Origin of the sequence: Pedobacter cryotolerans (genome assembly GCF_005116475.1) — a bacterium.
In the GTDB taxonomy this organism is placed as follows: Bacteria; Bacteroidota; Bacteroidia; order Sphingobacteriales; family Sphingobacteriaceae; genus Pedobacter; species Pedobacter cryotolerans.
Map to the genome: position 1 here is coordinate 69,026 of NZ_SWBO01000008.1, position 24,648 is coordinate 93,673.

Sequence of the window (24,648 nt, forward strand, 5' to 3'; positions counted from 1 at the left end):
TATAAATGATGGAAAAGAATAGAAAAAATATTATATATATACTTTTAGCAACTTTAAGTTTATCGACTTTCTCTTGTACTAAAGATTTTAATGAGGTAAATACCGACCCTCTGGGTAAAACAACGGTAGCACCTGAGCAGCTTTTGGCACCTACATTGGTAAATATTATGAGAACCAATATGCTACGCAATCGTAATTTTAATAATGAGTTGATGCAGGTTACTGTTGAGATGAGCGATGCTGAGGGTAAGGTTTTTAGGTACGATATTAGGCGTACACAAGCTGATAATACATGGAATAATTGGTACGTAAGTTTAACAGACATTAAGGATATATATACTATTGCCGGTAAGCCAGAAAGCTTAAATAAATCTTATCAAGGGATATCACTTATTGTGCAATCATGGGTGTATTCTTTATTAACCGATACTTACGGCGACATTCCTTACACTGAAGCCAATGACGGTAGAAATAATTTACAACCCAAATTTGATAGACAAAAAGATATTTATTTGGATTTGTTTAAAAAATTGGAAGAAGCTAACGAACTGCTTAAAACAGGTACAGCCATTTCACCACAAAGCGATCCTGTCTATAAAGGCGATATTGCTAAATGGCGTAAACTAGGTAACTCTTTGTATTTAAGGTTATTGTTACGTATTTCGGGCAAGGCAGAAGTATCAGCCATGGCTGCAGCAAAAATGAAGGAAATCATCGATACTAATCCGCTGAATTATCCTGTTATGCAAAATAATGATGCAAGTGCTACCAATCCTAATGGAGACAATGGTAGGATATTATGGACTGGTTCAAATGCAGCTGCAGCATTATATACTTCACCATTCATGTCTAGCATACGTCCATCAGATTTTAGGCTGGTAGCGTTATGCGATTTCTTTTTAGGTAGATTAGTTACTTGGCAGCATCCCTGTGTTACTAATATGGATGCACCATCATATACATCTCGGTGGAGCATTGATGGAGTTGAAGGTATACCTAGTGGTTATACATCAGGTTCGATAACTACATTATTGGCACATTTTAACTCTGATGCAGATGTAGACGGCACAGGTACTTCAGCTAGAAAAAACTCTTTTAATTTACAAAGAGATGCTTATACAGGTATTATTATGAATGTAGCAGAGCTTAGTTTTATTAAAGCAGAGGCAGCAGCAAAAGGTTGGATAAACGGTAATGCAGGTGACTTTTATCATAAAGGTATTGCAGATGCTATTAACTATTGGAGACCTAATTTAATAACAAGTCTAACTCAACCTAACTTTGTTACTTACTTAGCAAACAACAACTTGGCATGGAACCCAGCTTTGCCTTTAGATAATGCCACATATGGCAATAATAGTAAAATGGAAATGATACACCTACAAAAATACTACAGTATGTTTTTGATAGATTTTCAACAATGGTTTGAATATAGACGTACAGGACACCCTCAATTACCAAAAGGACCTGGTTTAGTAAACGGAGGGAGAATGCCTGCTAGGCTATTTTATCCAACCGTTACACAATCGACCAACCCTACGAATTATAAAGATGCAGTAGCAACACAAGGCGCTGATGATATTAATACGCTAGTTTGGTGGCAAAAACCATAGATATTTACAAAGTAAGACCAAAAAATAACGAAAAATAAAATGGTTATGAAAAATCTTAAAAATTATATAGCACTAATTGCGGTATTTATCGCACTTTTTACTGCTTGTAAAAGAGACACTAATATTAATATTGTTGAAGGTACTGCAAGTTCCTTTATCGCAAATTTAGATTTAAGAAGAGTATATACAGGAAATGAAGTTCTCCTAACAAAAGCAGCTACTCGTGAAGCAGTATATATTAAAGGTCAAGTTATTTCAGATCATTCTGGAGGTAATTTACCACAAGGTTTACTTTTTGTTCAGAATGCAAAAAATTTAGGCGGTGGTGTTGATTCTTTGAGAGGTATAGCAATTAATATAGGTGTAGCAGCAGCTAATTACATTCCTGGTGATTCTGTTCATGTGAATATAGAGGGTGGTACACTTAAACGGGTTAACGGTATTTTACAAATTACTGGGTTAACAGAAGCAAAGGTTGAGAGAAAAGCAACAGGAGTAAATTTAAGAGTAACACAAGTATCAACTTCAAATCTTAAATTATCTCCAGAACGCTACGAAAGTTGTTTAGCAATCATCTATAATTGTAATTTTGAACCAAATATAGGTGTCGAAACTTTAGAAGGAATAAAAACATTTAATGAAGGCTCTGGTGACCTTCAGATGAATGTGAGTAGCAATGCAAGTTTTAAAAATGAATTTTTACCCTATTCTGCTATTATTAAGGGTCTAATTATTCCTAATTCAACAGGTTTGCAACAAATTTATCCTCGTGTAAAGTCAGATTTTACACCAACTAGCCTTACTGTTGATGCAAGTATTCCTTTAGGGCCAAATCCTGTAATTATTACTGGTTTTTTTGCTGACCCTTCAAGTACTGATGCAAATAATGAGTATATACAATTAATGGCTACGCAAGATCTTGATTTTAGACAAAAGAATTTTAGTGTATTCACAACAAATAATGCCGGAGCTTCTACTCCAACTGGTTTTCCTACTAAGGGTTGGGCTACTGGCGATTTAAGAACCTATAAATTTAATATTACAAGGGGAACTGTTGCAAAAGGCACTTTCTTTTATGTTGGGGGTAATAAGTTAATTAATGGCAATGGCTCAACTGATATTAGCAATGCTAATTGGGTAGTGAGTAAACAATACTCTAACATAGATGGAGATGATGGTATTGGAACTAAAACAACGAATTTATTAGCTAATACTGGTAACGCTGGTGGAATTGCAGTTTTTGCAACTACAACAGTTAATCTGAATACTGTTCCATCTGATGTTGTATTCTTTGCTGGTGGTGGTAGCTTATTTGGAAGTGGTGTTGGTTATGCTATATGCGATAACGATCGATATAAAAGAAATAATGGAGCTACTTTTCAGCCCTTTTATATGCAGGGTACTAATACAACCAAAGTGGGGGCTAATCCTGGTGTAAATAGTTTTAGTTATTTGGGAGGAGTATATGATGCTACTACAAAAAAATGGGTAGGTTCTTTACGAGTTGACAAACCAGTATTAACACCTAAAACATTGGCTGATATTGAAGGTAAAAGTGATGTAACTAAAGTTATTAATTAAGTACATTGAATACTTATTTGTTAATGTAATGTGTATTGATATAACAATTTCAACAATTACTAATGCTACTGATTTGCAAAATGCAGCATGTGTAACGGTATTAAAAATTAATTGAATTAACAACAAACATTTTAGTAAAGGATAGTAATTGCGCTATCCTTTGCTATTTAAATATAGAATGATTAATAAAATGAACAGAAGATCATTTATACAAAAATCTGGATTATTAGCTACTACTTTATTCGTTAGCTTAAAAGCGCATTCTTCTTCGATTTTCGATTTAGATAACAAAATATCAGGTCAAATAACTAGCAGAGGAAAGGGCATTGCAAATGTTGTGGTATCTGATGGTTTTAATGTAGTTAGAACGGATGCAGATGGAAATTATACAATCGATGTAAATCCTTTAGCAAAGTTTGTTTGGTTAAGTACACCATCAGGTTACGAGTTTAAAACAGAAAGTTACATCGCAAATTATTATGAAAAATTACTAGCAACCTCAAAATTAAACTTCGAGCTTAAAGCATTAAGTAGAAATGATGATAAACACAATTTCATTATTTGGGCCGATCCGCAGGTTAAAAATAAAAAAGACGTAGAAAAAATGATGACTTATTCGGTTCCTGATACCAAGAAAATCATCAAATCTATGGGTAAAACTCCTGTTCATGGTATTTGTGTGGGCGATATTGTTTGGGATAACCACGAATTATTTGCCGATTACAATAAAGCAGTTGCTGAAATGGGTATTCCATTTTTTCAAGCTTTAGGTAACCACGATATGGATTATCGCATGGGCGGAGATGAAACCTCTGATAAAACTTTTCAAGAAAATTACGGTCCAACTTATTATTCATTTAACAGAGGCAAGGCACATTATATTGTTTTAGATGATGTAAGGTATTTAGGAACCGAACGCAATTACGATGGTTTTGTTAGTCAGGCACAATTAGATTGGATGGCTAAAGATTTACAATTTATAGCTAAAGATGCTTTAGTAATCATTTCACTGCATATTCCAATAAATAGCGGCGTAAAAAATAAAGCAGATTTTTTTAAGGTTGTAGAAGGTTTCTTAAATGTTCACATCATGTCTGGCCATACGCATTATAACCAAAACACGATTACCAATGGTGTATTTGAACATAACCATGGTACGGTTTGCGGTGCTTGGTGGACTGGCCCTGTTTGCGAAGATGGAACGCCAAGTGGTTATGGCGTATACGAAGTTAATGGAACAGAATTGAAATGGTATTATCAGCCTACAGGATTTGATAAAAAAGAACAAATTAGACTTTATGTTGATGAATTAACCAATCAGAAAAGGTTATTGGCTAACGTTTGGAATTATGATCCAAATTGGAAAGTTGAATATTTTTTAGATGGTAAACCAATGGGAGAAATGCTCCAGCAAAAAGGTTTTGATCCACTTGCTGTTAAATTGTACAAAGGAGATAAATTGCCATTGGGCAGAACTTTTCCAGAACCACGAATGACGGATCATTTATTTATCGCTCATTTTGAACCATCAGTTAAAAAAGTAAAAGTAGTGGCAACCGATCGTTTTGGCGAAAAATTTATTGCAGAATTATAGTATGAAATCAAATATCGTTTTAAGTATTTTTAGTGTAGCTTTATTAGCCGCTTGCAGTCAATCAGCTTATAAACAAAATAAAATGGATGTAGAATTTCCAGCATTTAGCGCAGAAGCACACAGGGGTGGAAGAGGTTTAATGCCAGAAAATACCATCATCGCCATGCAAGATGCGATGAATTACCCTGCTATTACCACTTTAGAAATGGATACACATATAACCAAAGATGGCAAAGTTGTGGTAACGCATGACGATTATTTAAGTCCGGGTTTTATGCTTACTGCCGATGGAAAAGAAATTCCTGCATCCGACAGTAAAAAGTACGCTATTTTTCAGATGGATTACGAGCAACTGAAAACTTTTGATATTGGTACAAAAATCAATAAAGGCTTTCCTCAGCAGAAAAAAATCAAAACTTATATTCCATTGTTGGCAGATTTAATTGATACGGTTCAGAAAGACATCAAACAAAAAAACAAAAAACAGTTATTTTATAATATTGAAACTAAGTGTGATGCAGCTGGCGATAATGTAGTAAATCCAACACCAGAAGTTTTCGTAAAATTATTAATGGATGTAATTGAGCAGAAAAAAATTACTCCTTATGTTGTCATCCAATCTTTCGATAAAAGAACTATTCAAATTATCAATAAAAAATATCCTGGTGTAAAAACATCTTTCTTGGTATCTAACAAAAAAACTTACGAAGAGAATATGGCCGATTTAGGTTATAAACCTTTTATATTAAGTCCGAATTATAACATGGTTGATGCAAGCTTAGTGCAAAAAGCACATGCAAACGGCATTAAAGTTATTCCATGGACTGTAAATACGAAAGAAGAAATCAACAACTTAAGAGCTTTAAAAGTTGATGGTATCATAACTGATTATCCAAATTTATTTTAAACAAAACATCATACACTAAACCTATACCGAACCAAATTATAAATGAGTTTTAGACTTTTTCCACCTCCTGCCGCACATAAACCCTTATTATCAGAAGATAAAGTTAAATCAATCTATAGCAAAGAACGTTTAAAAGTTTTTGTAGGTATTTTTTTGGGTTATGCAGCATATTACTTTGTGCGTAAAAACTTTTCATTTGCTGTACCAGAATTGCAAAAATTAGGTTTTAGTAAAGGAGAGTTAGGTTTAGCTGCTTCAGCGCTTTCTATCGCTTATGGTTTTAGTAAATTTTTGATGGGCAATATTTCAGATCGGAGTGATGCTCGTTACTTTCTATCAATAGGCTTAATTTTATCATCATTTACCATGATTTTTATGGGTGTTGTACCATTTGCAACATCATCAATTGCAATCATGTTTGTTCTTCTATTTATCAACGGATGGTTTCAAGGTATGGGATGGCCTGCTAGCGGAAGAGTTGTAGCGCATTGGTATTCGATCAGGGAAAGAGGAAGAACAATGTCTTTTTGGAATTTAGCACACAATTTAGGCGGCTTTTTAGTTGGTCCATTAACAGTACTAGGTTTCGAGCTTTTTGCTGGTTATCAAGGTATGTTATATTTTCCGGGGTTTGTAGCTATTTTATTCGCTATTATAGCTTTTATACTAACAAGAGATACACCACAATCTGTTGGTTTGCCGCCTATTGACGTTTATAATAATGATTATCCAAAGAGTTACGATGCCGCAACACAAGAAAAGGAATTTTCAGCCAAAGAGATATTTTTGCAATATGTTTTAAATAACAGATTGTTATGGTTTATAGCTGTGGCAAATGCATTTGTTTACTTGGTTAGAAATGGAATTATCAATTGGGCGCCCACATTTTTGCAAGAAGTAAAAACTTATACTAAAGCCGAAGCAGCTTGGGCATCTGGTGGTTATGAACTTGCTGCTATACCAGGTACCATTCTTTGTGGTTTTATTAGTGATAAAGTTTTTAAAGGCAGAAGAGCTCCAGTTACCATTATTTATATGGCAATGACAATGATTGCTGTAATTTGTTATTGGTTAACGCCTGCAACTAATCATTTACTCATTAATTTATCTTTATGGGGAATTGGGTTTTTTATCTACGGTCCAGTAATGTTAATTGGGGTGCAAGCAATAGATTTAGTTCCTAAAAAAGCTGCTGGTACGGCTGCTGGCTTAACAGGTTTGTTTGGTTATTTTATTGGCGATTTATTGGCGAATGCTGCTTTAGGTAGGTTAGTAGATAAACAAGGTTGGGATGCTAGTTTTGTAGTTATAGCTGCATCTTGTTTGCTAGCCATATTCTTCACCTCATTTACGTGGAATAGAGAAAAGAAAAACTTAGGGAATTTAACACCATTGTCTCATTAATTTATTGATATGAAAATTAGTTTTAAGAAAATAGCTTTCCTTTTAGGTTTAATAGCCATTGTAACTCAGGTAAATGCCCAAACTGCAAAATGGGATAGCACTTATCGTCCGGGTAAATATGTGGAGCAGGTTAGCAAATTTAAAGCAGAACAAACATCTAAAAAAGATTATGTTTTTTTAGGAAATAGCATAACTGCAGGCACAGATTGGGCTAAATTATTAAATCTGCCACAGGCGAAAAATCGCGGTATTTCTGGCGATATCACCTTTGGTGTATTAGAAAGATTGCAAGATATAATTGATGGCAAACCTAAAAAAGTTTTTATCCTTATCGGGATAAACGATATCTCGAGAAATATTCCTGATAGTTTAATTTTAAGGAATTATAAACTGATAATTGACAGAATTAGAAAAGGCTCTAAAAAAACTCAGATCTATTTTAATACTTTATTGCCAGTAAATGCTTCGTTTGGTAAGTTCAAAAATCATTATGGTAAAGATGATCATATCCTTTACATCAATAGCGAGATTAAAAAATTAGCTGCCAAAAAGGTAACAATTATAGATTTGTATCAAGAGTTTTTAGATAAAGACAATCATTTGAAGGCTGAATTAACTAAAGATGGTTTACATCTCATCCCAGAGGGATATCAAGTTTGGGCTAAATTTCTTAATTCGACAGAATATTTGCACTAATAAATTTATCCTTAATCAAAAAAATACCTCGATCTTAAACAAATCGAGGCATTTTTTTTTAATTATTTGCTGGAGGTGGAGGAGGAGTTCCTTTTCCTGCTCTTGGCGCTCTTGGTCCTTTATCACCTTTTCTATCTTTCATTCGTTCCTTCATTTTGCCTTTCATTTCTTCACGAGAAGCATCAAGTGTTTTTCTTTGCTCAGGAGTTAAAATGGCATCCATTTTTTCTTTAGAAGCTTTCATGTAAGTTTTGCGTTCTTCCATTTTATTCTTCATTGCTCCCTGATCATTTTTACGCCATTCTTCTGCTTTCTGAATTCGCTCTAATTCTAATACTTGAACTTTAGCTTTCTGATCTGCAGTTAAACTTAGTTTTTGTTGCATCGCAGTAGCTGCTTTTTCAGCTTTCTGTTCTGGAGTTAAATTTTCTCTATTTGGTTTTTGTGCGTAGCTAGCAGTAATACCCATTACTACAAAAGCTGCTGTGTAAATTAATTTTTTCATCATGTGTAAATTAAATTGGTTGTTTAATAGCATAGATGAAAAAAGACCAAAAGAGTTTAATCTGCTTATGTTAAAAGATGTTAATTCTTATTGAGCTGTGAAATTGATTTTTGCATTTGCGCCATCATGCTCGATAAAGTTTCGATAGTTGGCTCTGGTGTAGGATCTGGTAGTGTAGTAGAAATATACGCCTTTGCTTTCCAAATTTCTAAGATATCTTCTGCTGCAACCGAATATGGATCGTAAACTGTATTATCAGAAATTAGTTTAAGTTCTTTATTTTCTTTAAATCTATTACCAGCTCTCTTATAAACAACGCCTTCATTTCTACTAATGATTACATAGGTTTCGCCAGTTTTAACATCATTCCAGTTATCCATATATTCGCCAATAATCACGCTTCCTGGTTGTATCGGCAACATCGAATCACCCATTATTTCAAAAGCTCTAAATGTGCCTTGTTTTAAAGCAGGTAATGGTAATTGAAACTTTGGTAAATCCTTAACATATTGCGGATCAGAAAAGCCATTTAAATAACCAGCACTTGCTTTTACTGGCACAAGCTCTATATTCTCATTTTCATTTTGATCAACAGAGATGCTAAGCACTCTTAAATTAGAACCTTGACTTTTTGGTTTAGGTTTCCATTTATCATCAATGCTTTCGTTAATAAATTCATCAATCGTTAAATCAAAGTATTCTGCTATTTCTTTTAGCAAATCATATTTTGGCTCTGCTCTGTCTTCTTCATAAGCTCCAATTAACGATCGCTTAATTTCCATAGCATCAGCGAATTGCTGTTGTGTATGGCCTTTTTTCTTTCTAAGGTATTTGAGGTTGGCGGAAATGTTCGACATAAAAAATAATTTTAAAATAAATTTGTTTTTACTAAAATTGTTAGTATTATTGTGCCAATAAAGTTAGTAATATTAATCGAAAGTACAAATATTTATCTAAATAATTTAGTTTTTAACCTTTAAGCCGAGAAGTCATGAAAAAATTTGTTTACATCGTAACCGACAGAAACCGCACTAGTTTACACGTAGGAATGAGCGCTGATTTAATTAAAACGCTTGATTTTTATAAACAAATGCCAAACTTATTTTTTGATAGCGGCCAGCAATTAACTAGATTAGTTTATTTCGAGGAGTTTAAAACTGAAGAACAAGCCTTAAGCCGTTTTAAAATTGTTAGCCGTTTTACAAGAGCTCAAAAGGAGAGGATTGTTCGTTCTTGTAATCCAGATTGGATTGATTTGACTATAGGTTTAGATTTTGAAAATATCATTTACCATAAAAGATTAAATACGCAAGTTGCCTTGCCATTAGGTATCATGTCTTAACTAAGAAGATTTAAGATTAGAATGAATAAACTAAGATTGCTTTTTAGGCTTTATAAATTTTTGAAAAGCAATTTTAGTATTTCTTAGGTAAAATCAGCCCCGTTTTTCGTTTCAATTCCCGAAGAAAAATCGGGAGATTTCCACTTCACCCGGGTTTAGAAAACAAAGCTTCAGTTCTATAGGGTGCTGTTACAAACTCAAAGAAATCTGCAAAAACTTGGCTTTAGGTCAGCTAATTCAATAAAAAAATGCGTTCCGATTTTTCGAAACGCATTTTTTATTGATTTGAGTTTAACTTACCAACCTGGGGCAAAGTTTAAACCAAAAATACCTCTTCCTGCTAAGTCTTTACGCTGAAATGGTATAGCATAATAAGGTTCAATAATTAAAGCACCGAATAAATTCACCCTTAAAGATACACCAACACTCATGGCTGGTACACGTTCATTTGTAAATTGAGTAAATATTTGTTTTCCAGTTTGATCAAGTATTGGATTTCCTTGAACATCTGTTAATGGAACTGTTTGGTAAGTAGGCTGCCCTTTAAAAGCCACTTTCGTGTTTTCTGTCCAAGCTAAACCAGCATCGAAAAATAAGTTCAGATCAGAGAACAAAAATTTAGATTGTATCTGTGCTAATTTTTTAGGTCCAGTAAATGGTAATCTTACCTCAAAATTAAAAACAGCTAATTTACTTCCTGATAATTGTTCTATTCCAATGGTGGCATTATCTTGAGATTGGTTGTTATTATTATAAAATGAGTTAGCTTCATAACCCCTAATTAAATATCCATAACCAGCATATAATGGAAATAAATTTTCACTCCCTTCGCCTAATCTTAAGTAATTATAAGTTCTAACGGCTAACGTAACAGGTTTCAATCTCCAATATTTTCTTAAATCTGCTGTAACTGCAGTAAAGTTAAAATCTCCAAAATACTGTTCTGCACCAACTCGATATCTAAAACCATCTAATGGCGATGTAAGTCCATTTATGGTATTATCACCAACAAAAAATGCATTTCCTTGCATTATCGTGAAAGGATCTAGCGGAATACCTAATGCATTGGTTGCTTGGGCATTTGAAACCTTTTCTCTATTTGAGCCTAAAAAGAAAGTTGGATAGCCATTTACATTTTCATAGAAATTATTAAAGCGATCTAATCTGTAACTGTAACGAGCAAATGCAGTCCCTGCTTCAAACCTGTGCACTTTACTAAAAGGGTAGGAGGCAAAAACATCTATTTTATCTTCAAAAGTTCTTAAAATATTTGTGCTAATGGTATCAATAGGATCTGTATTAGATTGAGGATTATATTGACCATAAGATCTAAATCCTGTTACATAAGGAATATGTGAAACAGCAACCCCATAATTAATTCTGCTTTTTTGATTAATATAGGCAATCAATCCTCCAAAATCGTAAATCTCGCCGTTAACCGCTAAATTTCCAATGATTTGGTTTCTGCCTAAAATATCACTAAACATACCAATTATACCACCTTGTAAACCTGTGCCAAACCTGCTTGTTGATACACCAACACCGCTATTTGCTAAATAATCTAATTTAAACTTGGCTCGGTAAGGTACAACTCGCATAGAGTCTGTTAGTGTTTTCTCAAATCTCTCAAAATTACCAAGATTAGAATTGATGATATTTACACCAATATTCTCTACTGGAGGCAAAATAGCTGCATCAAAATTTACATCTTGAGCTCCAACAGGTTTTGCTTTAAAGTTGCTAAGCGGAGAATTGTAAAGTGTATAACGTTGGTAACGATAATAGCTGTAAATAATATCATCATTTCTAGAAACCGTTATTGCTGGAGAAAACTCTGTTATACCGCTAATGCCTGTAAAATAATCTGTTAATTGCTTAACATTGTTATCTGCTAAATTAACTTCGTAAAGATTTCTGAAACCATCTCTATTACTTAAAAAGAAAATGCGTTTACTATCTCCACTAAATTGTGCATTTAAATTATTTGCACCTTTAAAAACTGGTATGTTGCTTAATGTTTTATTAGCAATATCATAAATGGTTAAATTCATCGGATGAACTGCTGCCGTGTTACCACTTTCTTTTGATGCTCTATCTGATGAAAAAACGATTTTTGTGCCATCTGGAGAAAAACTTGGCGCATAATCAGAGTACTCATCATTGGTAAGTTGAGATACTATTTTTGTATCTAAGTTGTAGGAGAAAATATCACTTTGACCTTCTATCATACCTGAAAATGCAATATCCTTACCATTTGGCGCCCATGTTAAATTGCTAAACTGCTCAACTTTGTCCATGTGAGTTTTCAAAACAGTATTACCATTGGCTACATCAACAATCAACATTTGATTTTTACCTTTACTAAAAATACTGAAAGCAAACTGCTTGCTATCTGGCGACCAAGCACCAGCGGATTCTAAGAAATTAAAATCATCAATGTGTGAATTGGCAACTTGACTAGTTAATTTTCTAATAATTCGACCCGTTTTTGCATCAGCAAGAAATAAATCGATACCAAAAAGATCCTTTTCAGATAAAAAAGCTAGGTATTTCCCATCAGGACTAATTGCAGGAGCAACATTCATGTTTCCTGCATTTTTATTATCTATAATTTTTGTGCCTGATATTTTAATTTGTGAGCTATCGGCTTTTAGCAATGGTCTGTAATGTTCTTCAATAGAGTTTTTCCATAATCCTGATAAAGTTTTATCATCAAAACCAAAAGTATACTTTATGGCATTTTCATAGCCATATCTAGCCGTATTTTTAAATAAGGGAACAATGGTTGTATCTCCATAAAGCGAACCTACAAATGTCCAAAATGCTTGTCCGTAACGATAAGGGAAATATTTATTGGAATTAGTAAGGTCTTTTAAGGATGGAATATCTCTATTTAGCAATGCATCTCGCATCCACATTGATGTAAAAGCATCCTTTTTACCAACAGATAAATATTCTGCCATACCTTCAACCATCCAAAGTGGGGTGTTTCCAACACTTTCTAAATCCATCGAATCTTTCTCTAGCAATACATGGTATTGAAAAGCATGCACCAATTCATGACCTAAAACGTGTCTGGTTTGGCTATTTAAATCTAAAACAGGCATAATTACTCTGTTTTTAAAAGCTTCCGTAACACCACCTGTACCAACTCCAACTTCACCATTTAGTGCTGTTGTTTGCTGAAAATCTGGATGGTTACTGTATAAAATGATTGGATTTTTTTTAAAGAAAGTATCTCTAAAAACCTCTTGATGCATTTTATACCAAGTTTCGGCATCTTGAGCAAACTTTTTTAATAATTTTTCATTATTTAAATAATAATAAATCTCAAAATGCGGAGTTTGCAAAACCTTAAAATCAGCATTTTTATAACGCACTCTATTTTGCCCAAAATATTGGGCATTTACAGAAATAACAGCTACAAAAACCAAGAGTAATGTTACTATTAGTTTTTTGATAAGGGTAAAATTTCTATCCATATGATGATTTTTAAGGACTTAAATGCATTAATTTACGATAAAGTTGGGAATGTAGTTTTGCTAGTAACACTACAGTCAACCACCATTGTTTTTGTTTTTCTCTTTTTCTTCCTGACGCTGCTTTCTACGTAATTCTCTTTCTTCTTTTTTAGTTAGAGGTGTTGTTGGCGTTGTAGCTGGTACTTGCTGATTTTCAATTGGCTTTTTCTCTTCACCCTTTTTTACTTCAGTTTCTGGATTAAGAATTGGTTGTGTTTCAATTATTGTCTCATCCATATCCAAACTATCTGTATCTAAACTATCAACGGTAGTGGTATCAATACGCTGACGAGGGGTAGGGCAGTTATATTGAATGTTGATTTCAACTTTAGGTTTTGAAAAAGGGCCATAAGTGTATCCGCTATTTGGGTCTTTGTAAACTTTCTCCATAAATTTAGCAAAAATAGGAAGAGCAGTTCTAGAGCCTTCGCCAGTTTCGCCGTTAGTAAAATGTGCTGTTCTTTCATCGCATCCAACCCAAACACCAGTTACTAAGTCTTTGGTTATACCCATGTACCAAGCGTCAACATAATCTGATGATGTGCCAGTTTTACCACCAATTTGGTTACCTTTTTTAAATAAATCCCATTCCCAAAGTGCTTGCGAAGTTCCTCCTGGCTCCTCCATTCCGCCTCTAAACATATACAACATTAACCAAGCAATCTCCTCAGTTAAAACACGTTTAGTTTTTGGCTTAAAGTCTTCAATTAAATTATCTTCTAGGTCAGTGATTCTTTCAACCAAAATAGGATCGGTTTTTACACCTTCATTTAAGAAGGTACTGTAAGCTTTAACCATTTCAAAAACAGTTACATCATTTGGACCTAAACTTACTGAAGGAACAGCTTCTAGTTTACTATCAATGCCACATTCATTAGCCCATTTAACTACATTTTCTGGACCAACTTTTTCGGTTACTTGAGCTGTTACGGTATTTACCGACTTACCCATTGCCCAACGTAACGACATATTTTGGTAGCTATAACTCCAATCTGCATTTTTTGGCTCCCAATATTCTGTTTTACCTTTATTCTGATAAGCAATTTTGACAGGTTTATCTATAAAAGTGTCGCAAGGGCTCATTCCGCTTTCTAATGCTGCCAAGTAAGCAAAGGGTTTAAACGTAGAACCTGCTTGCCTTTTAGCTTGATTAACATGATCATATTTAAAATATTTATGATCTAAACCACCCACCCAAACTTTAATTTTTCCGCTTTTAGGTTCCATGGTCATCATCCCGGTATTCATTATTTTACCGTAATAACGGATTGAATCCATTGTACTAAAAAGTGTATCTACATCACCTTTGTGCGAAAAGATTTTCATTTCTTTTTTCTTATTAAAATAAGCATCTATCGAATCGGTATTGTTGTTATATTTCTTTTGCAGCATGGCATAAATCGGCAAGTTTCTTTTTGCCCTATCGGGATAATCAACTTTTTTACGTTCCGAGTCTTCCCAAGGATCTTCATTTCCCCAAACGTTATAAAATCTTTTTTGGATGATCCTCATTTGATCTTTTACCGCTTCTTCTGCATATTTTTGAAGTTTAGAATCGATAGTGGTATAAATTTTCAAGCCATCTTCGTACAAATCATAATTATTTTCTTTACACCATTCTTCTAAATATTTATCAACTGCTGCACGCAAATAAGAGTCATCGCTGGTTGCATCTCTCATTTTACCTTCTTTAAGTTGCAAAGGCAATTTCGTAATCATTGTTAAACTATCTTTACTTAAATAGTTGTATTTATTCATTTGGTTTAGCACCGTATTTCTTCTTTTAAGTGCACCATCTGGGTTGTTAATCGGATTGTATAAGTTTGTTCCCTTTAACATACCAACCAACAAGGCAGCTTCATTTAATTTTAAATCCTTCGCTTCCTTATCAAAATATACTCTCGATGCTGTTTTAATGCCATAAGCATTGTTGCCAAATGAAACAGTATTTAAATACATGGTAATGATATCGTTTTTATCGTAATTAGACTCAAGTTTTAAGGCTGTCATCCATTCTTTAAGTTTCGATACCAATGTTCTTACCAGTGGGATGTGTTTTACTAATCCAGATGCTTTACTATACCTTGTTCTGTAAAGATTTTTGGCCAACTGTTGGGTAATGGTACTTGCGCCACCATCTTGACCTAAACCTACAACAGCTCTGCCAACTGCTTGTATATCAATACCCGAATGTTTATAAAAACGAACATCTTCTGTAGCAATAAGTGCATTAATAATGCTAGGCGAAATCTGATTGAAATCTACCGGTGTTCTATTTTCTTTAAAATACCTGCCAATTAACACACCGTCAGCGGTATACAATTCTGAACCAACTCTTTGTGCAGGTTTTTTAATATCAGCGTAGCTAGGAGAGTAGCCAAAAAGCCATAAAAAATTTAGTTGTAGAGCGCAAAAAAAGACAATAACTAAATATAAAAATATGGTAAAGTAGCGGATGTATTTATTTTTAATTTCTCGAAACATATGTTAAAGATGGTAAAAAAACGTAGTTTGTGTCTTTAAATTTTTTAATCTAAGTAAATATCTGCAATTAATTAATCATACATCTTAACAAAACAAGAGCTATTTGATGTATGTGGGGTTAAAGATAACTTTAGCTTTAATCAATACAAATTAACGTATTTAATTTACTTAAATTTTAGCCTATATTTAAAATAATAAAAATTAAATCTCAATAACATTATGGCCTTGAAAACTAATACAAAAAAATATTTAGCCAATACCAATGGTAAATTTTCACTTAAAGATTACAGCACAACCTACAATGGTCATTTAAGTAAAGAAGAGGGTAAAGCAGATCTCGAAAGAGTAAAAACTGAGTTGTCAATACACCAGGAATCGCTATATGCATCAAACTCTCATTCTTTATTGGTTATTTTTCAGGCAATGGATGCTGCTGGTAAAGATAGTGCAATTGAACATGTGATGTCTGGGTTAAATCCACAAGGCTGCCAAGTGTATAGTTTTAAAACGCCAAATAGTGAGGAATATGAACACGATTATTTATGGCGTCATTACAAAGCTTTACCAGAACGTGGTAGAATTGGCATACACAATCGCTCACATTACGAGAATGTATTGGTTTGCAAAGTTCACCCCGAATATATTTTAAACGAAAATATTCCTGGTATTGATGATGTTAAAAAAATTAACAAAAAATTCTGGGCAAATCGGTATGAGAGTATCAGAAATTTTGAAAAGCATTTGGTAGACAATGGTACAACTATCATTAAATTTTTTCTTCATGTAAGTAAGGATGAACAAAAACAAAGATTTTTAGATAGGATAGACGACAAAACTAAGAATTGGAAGTTTTCTGCAGGTGATTTAAAGGAGAGAGCTTTATGGGATAAATATATGGATGCCTATCAGCAAACGATAAAAGAAACCTCAACTGATGCAGCGCCTTGGTATGTAATTCCGGCAGATAAAAAATGGTACGCCAGACTAGCAATAAGCCAAATAATTGATGAAACTTTGCAAAGTATGAAATTGAAGTTTCCAGAACTTCCGGCAGAAGAGGTGGCCGAATTAGGAACCTTAAGACAACAACTGTTGGATGAGGTTTAAATTTAGGGGGGGTAAGGCTTGCCTTACCCAATTTCAATGGTTTTGGGCAACCGCAAGGGTAGCTCCTACAATAGATGTCTAATAATCCATTTTGTATGTACTTAAATCTGCCAAGTGCTTTTTGGTTCTATTTAGCTCATGCTTATAAATTTCTTGACCTATGTTTTTCATAAACGGATAACAAACGGTTTCGTATTCGTACTTGCTATCATTGTAAATACCATCCTCATTAGATTGTACAACGGCAGTTAAAAAGAATTCAACTTTGTTTTTAAAATCAATAAAGTAAGCGTTGTCTATAATAAAACCATAGCTATCGCCATACTTATTGAAAATCCTGATATCATTATCTAAAACTGCATTTTTTTCTCTACCGTAATAAATCATTTTTGCATAAGTTGGCCAAAATTCATTTTCATCATATTTGGGTTCCTTACTTTCGGTAGGTAATTTACTCATGTAGGTATAGATTAATTGATAATCTTCTTGAGTTAAATTAAATCTATCTTTTTTTGCAAATGCTTCAGGCATCATTAATTTCCTCATCAACAATTGCTGATCGGCAATGGTAAAAACATTTTTATTAGCGAAACTATAGGGTTCATTAACCAATTTCTCATCCCCATCAATATATCCTTTTCCAACAATTAAATTTGTTAGTTCTAATGGGTATTCTTTCTCATCATACTGAGCATCTTGATGATAGATAAGTTGTTCTCCCTCATAAAAATCAATCGGATTGGTATGTTTAGCAGCTTCACCACCATCGCCTATGGCCAAACGATTTAAAATTCTACTATCTTCCATTCCGTATTTTTTAAGCTTATCATTAATTTCTGCTCTGCCGATAAATTCAAATAATCTATTGTAGGCATCATTATCGCTGGTTAGCAAAATCTTTTTAATGTAATGAGCGATGCTAGGTTTGCCATTAGCTGCACTTTGATCTTTTAAAACTTTAGTATGTGTTTGATAACTGCTATCAGTTAACATGGTAGAATACGCTGATATACCTTTGTTTTTTAAAGAATTAGCTTTTTCTAAAGCAAAAATTACAGCTGCCAATTTAACGGTACTTGCAGGATAAAAATATCTTTTAGGGTTAAAATTGTAGGAAAATGTTTTAAATGAAGGCTTATTGTTTTGATCTCTATTAATTTGAGTGTACATTAATTGCACCTCATTTTTATTTGGATGGTTTAACACTTTAGCAAAAAGTTCTGGTTTGCTTTGCATTAGTTGTTGCAAAAATGTAGTATCTGTTTGTTGCGCCATTACAGGTAAACTAATAATTGATAATAGACAAATGAGCAATTTTATCATAGCTAAAATTTGAGTTTTAAAGATATGGTTTTATGTTATTTTTAGACAAAACTATAAGCTAAAATTATAATTATTTGCTGTTATCGCATATTTAGCTACATTTGCACCGCTTTTGGTTTTCGAGTAATATCGAGATTAAAAGGGAATACGGTGTAAATCCGTAACTGTCCCGCAGCTGTAAGCTCTATTAACGGTTACTAATCCATTGCCACTTTTCCGCAACTGCGGGATGGGAAGGCAGTTTAACCGGGAGTAAGTCAGAAGACCTGCCTTTAGCATTATAATTTCATAGCTTTCGGGGATTGAAGCTAGGAGTGGGACTATTTTTTACCTCATTTCTATTCTGATTCTTTTGCTGTGTGTATAAAACTCACAACAATGAACAAAAAAACACTAATTGCTGCAGGTCTAGGACTTGTACAATTAACCCTATTTGGGAAAATCGCTTTTGCACAAGATGCAGAAAAATTAAAAGAAGTAGTGATTTCAACTACAAAAAATGATCAAAAACAATCGCAAACTGGTAAAGTTGTAACGGTTATTACGGCCGAAGAGCTTTCGAAAAGTAGTGGACGTAACCTTGCAGAGTTGTTAAATTTACAAGCTGGTGTAAACGTTGTTGGCGCTGGAAGTAATGCTGGTAAAGAGAAAAGTGTTTTCTTTAGAGGTGCAGCAAGTGCTTACACGGTAATTTTAATTGATGGTGTTTTAGCAACTGATCCCTCAGGAACTGGAGCCTTTGATTTACGCTTGTTAGCTATAGATCAAATTGAGCGAGTTGAAATTTTAAGAGGTGGGCAATCTACCATTTATGGTTCTGATGCTGTTGCGGGTGTAATCAACATCATTACAAAAAAGGATGGTATAAAAGGAAATAACGTTTATGGAGTAGCAACTGCTGGAAGTTATGATACTTACAAAGGCCAAATAGGTTTAAGTAGCAAAATAGATAATTTTAGCTACAACCTTAGCTACTCTCATTTAAGAACTGATGGTATTTCAGAAGCAGTAAACCCGCCATCAAACTCACAACCGTTTGATAAAGATGGCGTAAAGCAAGATGCATTAAATGCAAATTTCTCATTCAAACTTGATAAGCGTTTAAGCTTAAATCCGTTTTTAAGATATTTTGAAGGTAAATTTGACTATGACGATAATGCATTTACTGATGCAAACAATATTTCTACTTCTAAAAACTTAAATGCAGGTTTAAATGCAATTTACCTATTAAATCAAGGAAAGTTTACATTGAATTATAGTCATCAAAATACAAAGAGAAATTATATAAGTCAGTACGGTGGTAATTACGAAGGTAAAATGAATCTTGTCGATTTATTTTATAATCAAAACTTAAACGAAAAACTGAACCTTCTTTTAGGTATAGAAAATAGAGCAACTGCAGTAACTCAATTTAATGTTAGTGGTTTAACACAGCCTTCGGCCAATTTATTTAGCTCATACGCATCTTTATTTTTGCATGATTTGAGCATCTTTAACTTAGAAATTGGTGGCAGATACAATAAACATAATAAGTATGGAGAAAACTTTACTTATGCTGTATCACCAAGTATCAATATTACAAATCAAATTAAATTGTTTGGTACCGTATCATCTTCATTTAGAGCACCTACATTAGATATGTTATTTGGTCAATTTGGCGCAAACTTAAATCTGAAACCAGAAAAAGCTATTAATTACGAAGTTGGTACCACATTGAATTTCTTTAATGATATTGTGAATTTAAGGGTTGTTGGTTTTAAAAGAAACATGGATGATGCAATCATTTATGGTGCAAATGGCTACATCAATCAAAATGAGCAAAATGACAGAGGTTTTGAAATAGAACCAGGTGTAAAGTTTAAAAATCTTACAGTTAATGGATATTATGCTTATGTAGAAGGTAAGCAAATTAATGAAAACCTAATCTCGGATGTATTATTAAGAAGGCCAAAAAATACTTATGGCATAAATGCTGGTTTACAAGCAACATCAAACTTATACTTTAGTGCAAATTACAAATTTACAGGCGATAGAGTAGATAGTGATTTTAGCTCATTCCCATCGGTAAACAAAGTTTTAGATTCATATCAACTATTTAATTTTTATAGCGAATATGCCTTTGCAAAAAAACGTATGAGGGTTTTTGTTGATTTAAAGAATATCACCAATGAAAAATATACTGAGATAATTGGTTACAGTACTATGGGATTTAATATGAATGCTGGTGTAACTTTTAATTTTAAATAACAATTATTACACTTTAAATAAGCCGTCATTTTTTATTCAGCATTTAAAAACCTAATTTTGCAAACAAATTAAATACAAATGGAAAATAAGTCTAGCTACAGAACAGCAGTATTACTTTTATTTATGCTAATTATTATTGGTCAAAGAGTAATAGCACCACTTTCTCCAGATTTTGCATTAATTGCTAATTTTTCTGGTTTAGGAGCAGTTGCCATTTTTGGTGGTGCTTATTTTAAGAACAATGTTAATGGTTTTATTTTACCAATTTTAGTGTTGTTTTTAAGCGATTTAGGTCTTACATTAACTATGGGAGTAGATTATGGCTTTTATCAAGGATGGTACTATACTTACATTGCTTTTATTTTAATGGTTTTAGTAGGTAGATTTTATATCAATAAAATTAACGTACAAAATGTATTGGGGGCTAGTCTTATAGCAGTTTTTATCCATTGGATTGTTTCTGATTTTGGTGTTTGGTTAGGTTCTACTTATTACCCGCAAACTTTAGCAGGTTTTTGGCTGTGCTTAGTAAAAGCAATTCCTTTCGAACGTAATTTCTTATTCGGTACTTTAGGTTATGCTACTTTAATGTTTGGTGTTTTCGAGGCTTTAAAATCTAAATATGGAGCTTTAGTACTTAGTAAAGCATAGCTGAATAAAGCTTATATTTAAAACCCTTCTGTAATTAAAATGCAGAAGGGTTTTTTGTTAAATTAGTAAAATGAAAAAGCGATTAGTTGTTTTAACAGGTGCTGGCATTAGTGCAGAAAGCGGATTAAAAACCTTTAGAGATAGTGATGGATTATGGGAAGGATATAATATTATGGATGTGGCTACGCCAGAAGCTTGGGAGAGAAACCCAAATTTGGTGCAGCAATTTTATAATGAAAGAAGGAAGCAGGTTTTAAGTGCCGAGCCAAATGAATCTCATTTAATTTTAGCACAGCTAGAAGAAGATTTTGAAGTTTTCATCATCACTCAAAATATCGATGATTTACACGAAAGGGCAGGATCTACTCAAATCACACATTTGCACGGAATAATCACTTTTTCGCAATCAGATTTAAATCCTAATTTACTTTATCCTATTAATGGCGATACAATTAGCAATGGCGATATTTGTGAATTAGGTTCGCAACTAAGACCACATGTAGTTTGGTTTGGAGAAGCAGTACCTATGATAGAAACTGCTGCTGCCATTTGTGAGCAGGCAGATATTTTTATGGTTATTGGTACTTCTTTGGTTGTTTATCCAGCAGCTGGATTGATTGATTTTGTGCCAAAGGATGTTCCCAAATACATTATTGATCCAAATATCCCATCGGTAGGTTACGTTCAAAATATAATTAAAATAGAAAAATCAGCAACTGCTGGATTAAAAGAAGTTTACCATCTGCTTACTGAAAATGAATAAAATACCAGCCGTATTTAACTGGAGTGGTGGTAAAGATAGCTGCTTAGCACTTCATCATATTTTAAAAGAAGATTTATTTGATGTAAAATATTTGCTTACAACCGTTAATGGAGCTTTTAAAAGAGTGTCGATGCATGGAGTTAGAACCTCTTTACTAACAAAGCAGGCCAAGAGTTTAGGTTTCAATCTTGTTCAGTTGGAATTACCAGAAATGGTGAGTATGGAAGTTTATGAAACCGAACTGGGTAACCAAATGAATTTTTTTAAAAATCAGGGTATTAACCACTCAATTTTTGGTGATATTTTTTTAGAAGATTTAAAAGAATATCGTGAAAAACAGCTCCAAAAGAATAATATAAAAGCTATTTTTCCACTTTGGAAAAAAGATAGCTCAGCTCTAATTAATGAATTTATAACTTTAGGTTACAAAACAATAGTGGTTTGTGCGCAAGCAGGTTTAGAAGATTTTTGCGGTAGAATAATAGATCAATCATTTTTAGATGATTTACCAAAAGAAATAGATCCTTGCGGCGAAAATGGAGAGTTTCATACTTTTGTTTTTGATGGACCAATATTTTCAGAGCCGATTAAGTTTAACATCGGAGAGAAAGTTCTAAGAACATATCCAAATCCTACTGGAAGCGAAATACCAACGGGTTATTGGTTTATAGATTTATTTGAATAAAAATTTGAATAATACGAAAAATGTCGTAACTTGGATAGACAAAATGTTTAACTATGAAATCTCTCAATTACAACAAGCCAGATATCAGTAATTTTACTATTGCATCAGAGCCAGAGGTGCTATATGTTAGCAGTCCTAAATTAATAGAATTTTCCGTTAGCAAATTCGAGTTGTTAAGTAAAAAATTATTATTCAGCCAAGTAGAATGGGCTGATATATTACACATCAGTGATCGTACTTTACAGCGGTACATTAAAGATAGTAAACCTTTTGAGGGCTTATATGCTGAGCATCTTCAGCAATTAGATAATATGGCTAATTTAGCTATAGAGCTATTTGTACAGCCAGAAAAAGTTAAAAATTGGCTAACGTCCTCTAAGCAGGTTTTACAGCACACACTAAACTTTGCCTCACTTAAATCATTTTGGGGTGTTAAATTAATAAGTAATGAGTTAGGTCGTATGGCTTACGGCGTATATATCTAATTTATGATTGTTTATCGTATAGCTGATAAAAAATATATAAACGATAGGGAAGGCATTGGCGCAAAATTATTTGGCGGAAGATGGAATGAAATAAATGTACCATGTTTATACACTAGCGAACATATTTCTTTAGCATTTTTAGAAAAATTTATATACGCAAAAGGAGCGGAAAGTATGCTTAATCTAGCTTTGCTGAAGATAGAAGTGCCAAACGATCTTATTTTTGAAGTTGATGTAAAAAAGTTAAAAAAAGATTGGGCTGATGATATAGAATATTCTCAATGGCTGGGTCAACAATTATTAGCTGATTTAAGTGTTTTGGCTTTTAAAGTGCCATCATCTATTATTGAGCCAGAATTTAACGTGGTAATTAACGTAAATGCTACAAAACTAAGTAGCGTTATATTTCATGAGGTAGTAGATTTTACAACCGAGCACCGACTGATCAATCTACTATCATCATAAGTTAAATTATTTTTTATTGAACAATTTGCTCAAATTAGGTTTAATGCCAACGCTTATAGGTACTGCGTTAAAGTTTCTGTTTTGTATTTTGCTAAAACCATTCATGTAACTAGTTTCTATAAATAATACAGCTCCACCTATGTTGTATTCTGTGCCTGCACCGGCCTCAATCATTCCCATTCCATTGCTTTTATTGTCTAGCTCAACTTGAGCAGTTGCAGCGTTTATTGTAGCTCGTGGTGTTAAAATTATTCCTCCTCCGCCACCTGCAAAACCATAAAAAGCAAATTTGCCACTCATTTTTCTGTAACCTAATGCAAGGTTTAGTAAATATGTTGTAGCTCTTCCTTTTTGTAAAGCAACATTATAGCCTGCATCTGGTGTTATTTCATTAAAACTATAGGCATGTAAACTTGCTTTTGGATAAAGAAATAATCCTCCATTTCCTAAGCCTAAATTTATACCTATTGAAGTTGAAAATTTAGGTTTAAAATAATCAGCTGTTTCTCCGACAGGGAAAGAGAAGCCCAATCCACTCATGGTGTATAATTTGTCTTTTCTTACCGAATTATCTTGAGCTTTAGATTGATTTGTGCCTAGTATTATTGCACCAATTAGCGCTATTGATAAAAAATATTTTTTCATGTTAATTTAGATTTTACACGAACAACAAAGGAGTGGAGGTTTTGTTTTAAGTGCAAAAATTTATAAGCTTATTTTGCTTTAAAAACAGTAATTTGATTTTGAAATTGCATCTTAACAAATTAAAATAAAATAAGCTATAATTAGGCAAACCTCCCAATTATTTGGCGTATTAGCTTTACCAAATAATATTCTTCTTATCTTTTTATTAGATTAATAAACAGATAGTTATATATTTTCAGTTTAATTTATTATTTATAATTAAGCCCCGAAGAACTGCTTTTAATATTAATATTTCAGAATTAAATTTTGTTTATGAATTATAGGTGCTAAATTACAATGAGTTACGTTGATTATATAAATAATTACTGTTGTCTTTTGTAGGCTGCAGAAAAATCAAATCTCATTGTTTTAAATCGCTCTGTAACTGTAGCTAAAAATTCATCATCCATCATCTCGAATACTTCATTTGCTCCACCTCCCGTCAGGTCTAACTCTGATAATTTATAGCTCTGTTCTAATTGTCCTTGTTCAAATTTTACAATATATTTTTGGTTCATATTGAATAAGGTAATCTTAAAATCTGGATGTGGTAATTCGGCAATAACTCTCATTTATTTTATGGTTAAGTTG

The 24,648-nt window shown here is 33.1% G+C and carries 21 protein-coding genes and 1 riboswitch; of the genes, 14 read left to right on the plus strand and 7 right to left on the minus strand.

What is annotated here, in order from left to right:
- Positions 1–5 precede the first annotated feature (5 nt).
- The 6 genes from FA045_RS13765 (at position 6) to FA045_RS13790 (ending at position 7,795) form a co-directional block, all read left to right on the plus strand.
- Positions 6–1,613: a SusD/RagB family nutrient-binding outer membrane lipoprotein gene (locus tag FA045_RS13765; RefSeq protein ID WP_317130576.1), complete on the plus strand. Its 1,608-nt coding sequence runs from the start codon at positions 6–8 to the stop codon at positions 1,611–1,613.
- Positions 1,614–1,658: 45 nt separating this feature from the next.
- Positions 1,659–3,194, plus strand: coding sequence for a DUF5689 domain-containing protein (locus FA045_RS13770; RefSeq protein ID WP_136877662.1), 1,536 nt, complete (start codon positions 1,659–1,661; stop codon positions 3,192–3,194).
- A 190-nt stretch (positions 3,195–3,384) separates the two neighbouring features.
- Positions 3,385–4,788, plus strand: coding sequence for a calcineurin-like phosphoesterase C-terminal domain-containing protein (locus tag FA045_RS13775; protein ID WP_136877663.1), 1,404 nt, complete (start codon positions 3,385–3,387; stop codon positions 4,786–4,788).
- Position 4,789: 1 nt separating this feature from the next.
- Positions 4,790–5,695 (plus strand): glycerophosphodiester phosphodiesterase family protein, encoded by a 906-nt coding sequence (locus FA045_RS13780; protein WP_136877664.1) that lies wholly within the window; start codon positions 4,790–4,792, stop codon positions 5,693–5,695.
- 42 nt (positions 5,696–5,737) lie between these two features.
- A complete protein-coding gene (gene pgtP, locus FA045_RS13785) occupies positions 5,738–7,099 on the plus strand; it encodes a phosphoglycerate transporter protein PgtP (protein WP_136877665.1) in 1,362 nt (453 codons plus the stop codon).
- Between the two features lie 9 nt (positions 7,100–7,108).
- Positions 7,109–7,795: a GDSL-type esterase/lipase family protein gene (locus FA045_RS13790; RefSeq protein WP_136877666.1), complete on the plus strand. Its 687-nt coding sequence runs from the start codon at positions 7,109–7,111 to the stop codon at positions 7,793–7,795.
- A gap of 58 nt (positions 7,796–7,853) precedes the next feature.
- On the opposite strand, the gene FA045_RS13795 is transcribed toward FA045_RS13790, so the two are convergent.
- Positions 7,854–8,303 (minus strand): Spy/CpxP family protein refolding chaperone, encoded by a 450-nt coding sequence (locus FA045_RS13795; protein WP_136877667.1) that lies wholly within the window; start codon positions 8,301–8,303, stop codon positions 7,854–7,856.
- 77 nt (positions 8,304–8,380) lie between these two features.
- Complete coding sequence (locus FA045_RS13800) at positions 8,381–9,157, minus strand: XRE family transcriptional regulator (protein WP_136877668.1); 777 nt, start codon at positions 9,155–9,157, stop codon at positions 8,381–8,383.
- Positions 9,158–9,291: 134 nt separating this feature from the next.
- Between FA045_RS13800 and FA045_RS13805 the strand changes: the two genes are divergently transcribed.
- Positions 9,292–9,642, plus strand: a complete 351-nt coding sequence (locus FA045_RS13805) for a GIY-YIG nuclease family protein (RefSeq protein WP_136877669.1) — start codon at positions 9,292–9,294, stop codon at positions 9,640–9,642.
- Positions 9,643–9,938: 296 nt separating this feature from the next.
- Here the strand turns inward: FA045_RS13805 and FA045_RS13810 are convergent, their stop codons facing one another.
- Positions 9,939–13,124 carry a peptidase MA family metallohydrolase gene (locus tag FA045_RS13810; protein ID WP_136877670.1) on the minus strand — a complete coding sequence of 1,062 codons (3,186 nt, stop codon included), beginning with the start codon at positions 13,122–13,124 and terminating at the stop codon, positions 9,939–9,941.
- Between the two features lie 75 nt (positions 13,125–13,199).
- Positions 13,200–15,647, minus strand: a complete 2,448-nt coding sequence (locus FA045_RS13815) for a transglycosylase domain-containing protein (protein ID WP_136877671.1) — start codon at positions 15,645–15,647, stop codon at positions 13,200–13,202.
- Positions 15,648–15,872: 225 nt separating this feature from the next.
- Here FA045_RS13815 and FA045_RS13820 point away from each other — a divergent pair, with 225 nt between their 5' ends.
- A complete protein-coding gene (locus FA045_RS13820; RefSeq protein WP_225871343.1) occupies positions 15,873–16,754 on the plus strand; it encodes a polyphosphate kinase 2 family protein in 882 nt (293 codons plus the stop codon).
- 78 nt (positions 16,755–16,832) lie between these two features.
- On the opposite strand, the gene FA045_RS13825 is transcribed toward FA045_RS13820, so the two are convergent.
- Entirely contained in the window at positions 16,833–18,077 is a 1,245-nt protein-coding gene (locus FA045_RS13825) for a serine hydrolase (RefSeq protein WP_136877673.1), read from the minus strand.
- A 96-nt stretch (positions 18,078–18,173) separates the two neighbouring features.
- Positions 18,174–18,365, plus strand: a riboswitch (cobalamin riboswitch).
- A 90-nt stretch (positions 18,366–18,455) separates the two neighbouring features.
- Here FA045_RS13825 and FA045_RS13830 point away from each other — a divergent pair.
- From FA045_RS13830 to FA045_RS13855, 6 genes are all read left to right on the plus strand, one after another.
- Positions 18,456–20,324, plus strand: coding sequence for a TonB-dependent receptor plug domain-containing protein (locus FA045_RS13830; protein WP_136877674.1), 1,869 nt, complete (start codon positions 18,456–18,458; stop codon positions 20,322–20,324).
- Between the two features lie 78 nt (positions 20,325–20,402).
- Complete coding sequence (locus FA045_RS13835; protein WP_136877675.1) at positions 20,403–20,975, plus strand: DUF6580 family putative transport protein; 573 nt, start codon at positions 20,403–20,405, stop codon at positions 20,973–20,975.
- Between the two features lie 70 nt (positions 20,976–21,045).
- Positions 21,046–21,738: an SIR2 family NAD-dependent protein deacylase gene (locus tag FA045_RS13840; RefSeq protein WP_136877676.1), complete on the plus strand. Its 693-nt coding sequence runs from the start codon at positions 21,046–21,048 to the stop codon at positions 21,736–21,738.
- On the plus strand, positions 21,731–22,423 hold the full coding sequence (locus FA045_RS13845; RefSeq protein ID WP_136877677.1) for a Dph6-related ATP pyrophosphatase: 693 nt from the start codon (positions 21,731–21,733) through the stop codon (positions 22,421–22,423). Before FA045_RS13840 ends, FA045_RS13845 begins: the two co-directional genes overlap by 8 nt.
- Before the next feature lie 53 nt (positions 22,424–22,476).
- A complete protein-coding gene (locus tag FA045_RS13850; protein ID WP_136877678.1) occupies positions 22,477–22,908 on the plus strand; it encodes a hypothetical protein in 432 nt (143 codons plus the stop codon).
- A gap of 3 nt (positions 22,909–22,911) precedes the next feature.
- Positions 22,912–23,373: an RES family NAD+ phosphorylase gene (locus FA045_RS13855; protein WP_136877679.1), complete on the plus strand. Its 462-nt coding sequence runs from the start codon at positions 22,912–22,914 to the stop codon at positions 23,371–23,373.
- Between the two features lie 6 nt (positions 23,374–23,379).
- On the opposite strand, the gene FA045_RS13860 is transcribed toward FA045_RS13855, so the two are convergent.
- Positions 23,380–24,018 carry a hypothetical protein gene (locus tag FA045_RS13860; RefSeq protein ID WP_136877680.1) on the minus strand — a complete coding sequence of 213 codons (639 nt, stop codon included), beginning with the start codon at positions 24,016–24,018 and terminating at the stop codon, positions 23,380–23,382.
- A gap of 362 nt (positions 24,019–24,380) precedes the next feature.
- On the minus strand, positions 24,381–24,629 hold the full coding sequence (locus FA045_RS13865; protein ID WP_136877681.1) for a hypothetical protein: 249 nt from the start codon (positions 24,627–24,629) through the stop codon (positions 24,381–24,383).
- Between the last annotated feature and the right edge of the window lie 19 nt (positions 24,630–24,648).

Bases quoted from the DNA above. Each gene is read 5' to 3' on its own strand.
- FA045_RS13765 (WP_317130576.1), top strand. From the start codon at position 6: ATGATGGAAAAGAATAGAAAAAATATTATATATATACTTTTAGCAACT.
- FA045_RS13770 (WP_136877662.1), top strand. From the start codon at position 1,659: ATGAAAAATCTTAAAAATTATATAGCACTAATTGCGGTATTTATCGCA.
- FA045_RS13775 (WP_136877663.1), top strand. From the start codon at position 3,385: ATGAACAGAAGATCATTTATACAAAAATCTGGATTATTAGCTACTACT.
- FA045_RS13780 (WP_136877664.1), top strand. From the start codon at position 4,790: ATGAAATCAAATATCGTTTTAAGTATTTTTAGTGTAGCTTTATTAGCC.
- pgtP (WP_136877665.1), top strand. From the start codon at position 5,738: ATGAGTTTTAGACTTTTTCCACCTCCTGCCGCACATAAACCCTTATTA.
- FA045_RS13790 (WP_136877666.1), top strand. From the start codon at position 7,109: ATGAAAATTAGTTTTAAGAAAATAGCTTTCCTTTTAGGTTTAATAGCC.
- FA045_RS13795 (WP_136877667.1), bottom strand. From the start codon at position 8,303: ATGATGAAAAAATTAATTTACACAGCAGCTTTTGTAGTAATGGGTATT.
- FA045_RS13800 (WP_136877668.1), bottom strand. From the start codon at position 9,157: ATGTCGAACATTTCCGCCAACCTCAAATACCTTAGAAAGAAAAAAGGC.
- FA045_RS13805 (WP_136877669.1), top strand. From the start codon at position 9,292: ATGAAAAAATTTGTTTACATCGTAACCGACAGAAACCGCACTAGTTTA.
- FA045_RS13810 (WP_136877670.1), bottom strand. From the start codon at position 13,124: ATGGATAGAAATTTTACCCTTATCAAAAAACTAATAGTAACATTACTC.
- FA045_RS13815 (WP_136877671.1), bottom strand. From the start codon at position 15,647: ATGTTTCGAGAAATTAAAAATAAATACATCCGCTACTTTACCATATTT.
- FA045_RS13825 (WP_136877673.1), bottom strand. From the start codon at position 18,077: ATGATAAAATTGCTCATTTGTCTATTATCAATTATTAGTTTACCTGTA.
- FA045_RS13830 (WP_136877674.1), top strand. From the start codon at position 18,456: ATGAACAAAAAAACACTAATTGCTGCAGGTCTAGGACTTGTACAATTA.
- FA045_RS13835 (WP_136877675.1), top strand. From the start codon at position 20,403: ATGGAAAATAAGTCTAGCTACAGAACAGCAGTATTACTTTTATTTATG.
- FA045_RS13840 (WP_136877676.1), top strand. From the start codon at position 21,046: ATGAAAAAGCGATTAGTTGTTTTAACAGGTGCTGGCATTAGTGCAGAA.
- FA045_RS13845 (WP_136877677.1), top strand. From the start codon at position 21,731: ATGAATAAAATACCAGCCGTATTTAACTGGAGTGGTGGTAAAGATAGC.
- FA045_RS13850 (WP_136877678.1), top strand. From the start codon at position 22,477: ATGAAATCTCTCAATTACAACAAGCCAGATATCAGTAATTTTACTATT.
- FA045_RS13855 (WP_136877679.1), top strand. From the start codon at position 22,912: ATGATTGTTTATCGTATAGCTGATAAAAAATATATAAACGATAGGGAA.
- FA045_RS13860 (WP_136877680.1), bottom strand. From the start codon at position 24,018: ATGAAAAAATATTTTTTATCAATAGCGCTAATTGGTGCAATAATACTA.
- FA045_RS13865 (WP_136877681.1), bottom strand. From the start codon at position 24,629: ATGAGAGTTATTGCCGAATTACCACATCCAGATTTTAAGATTACCTTA.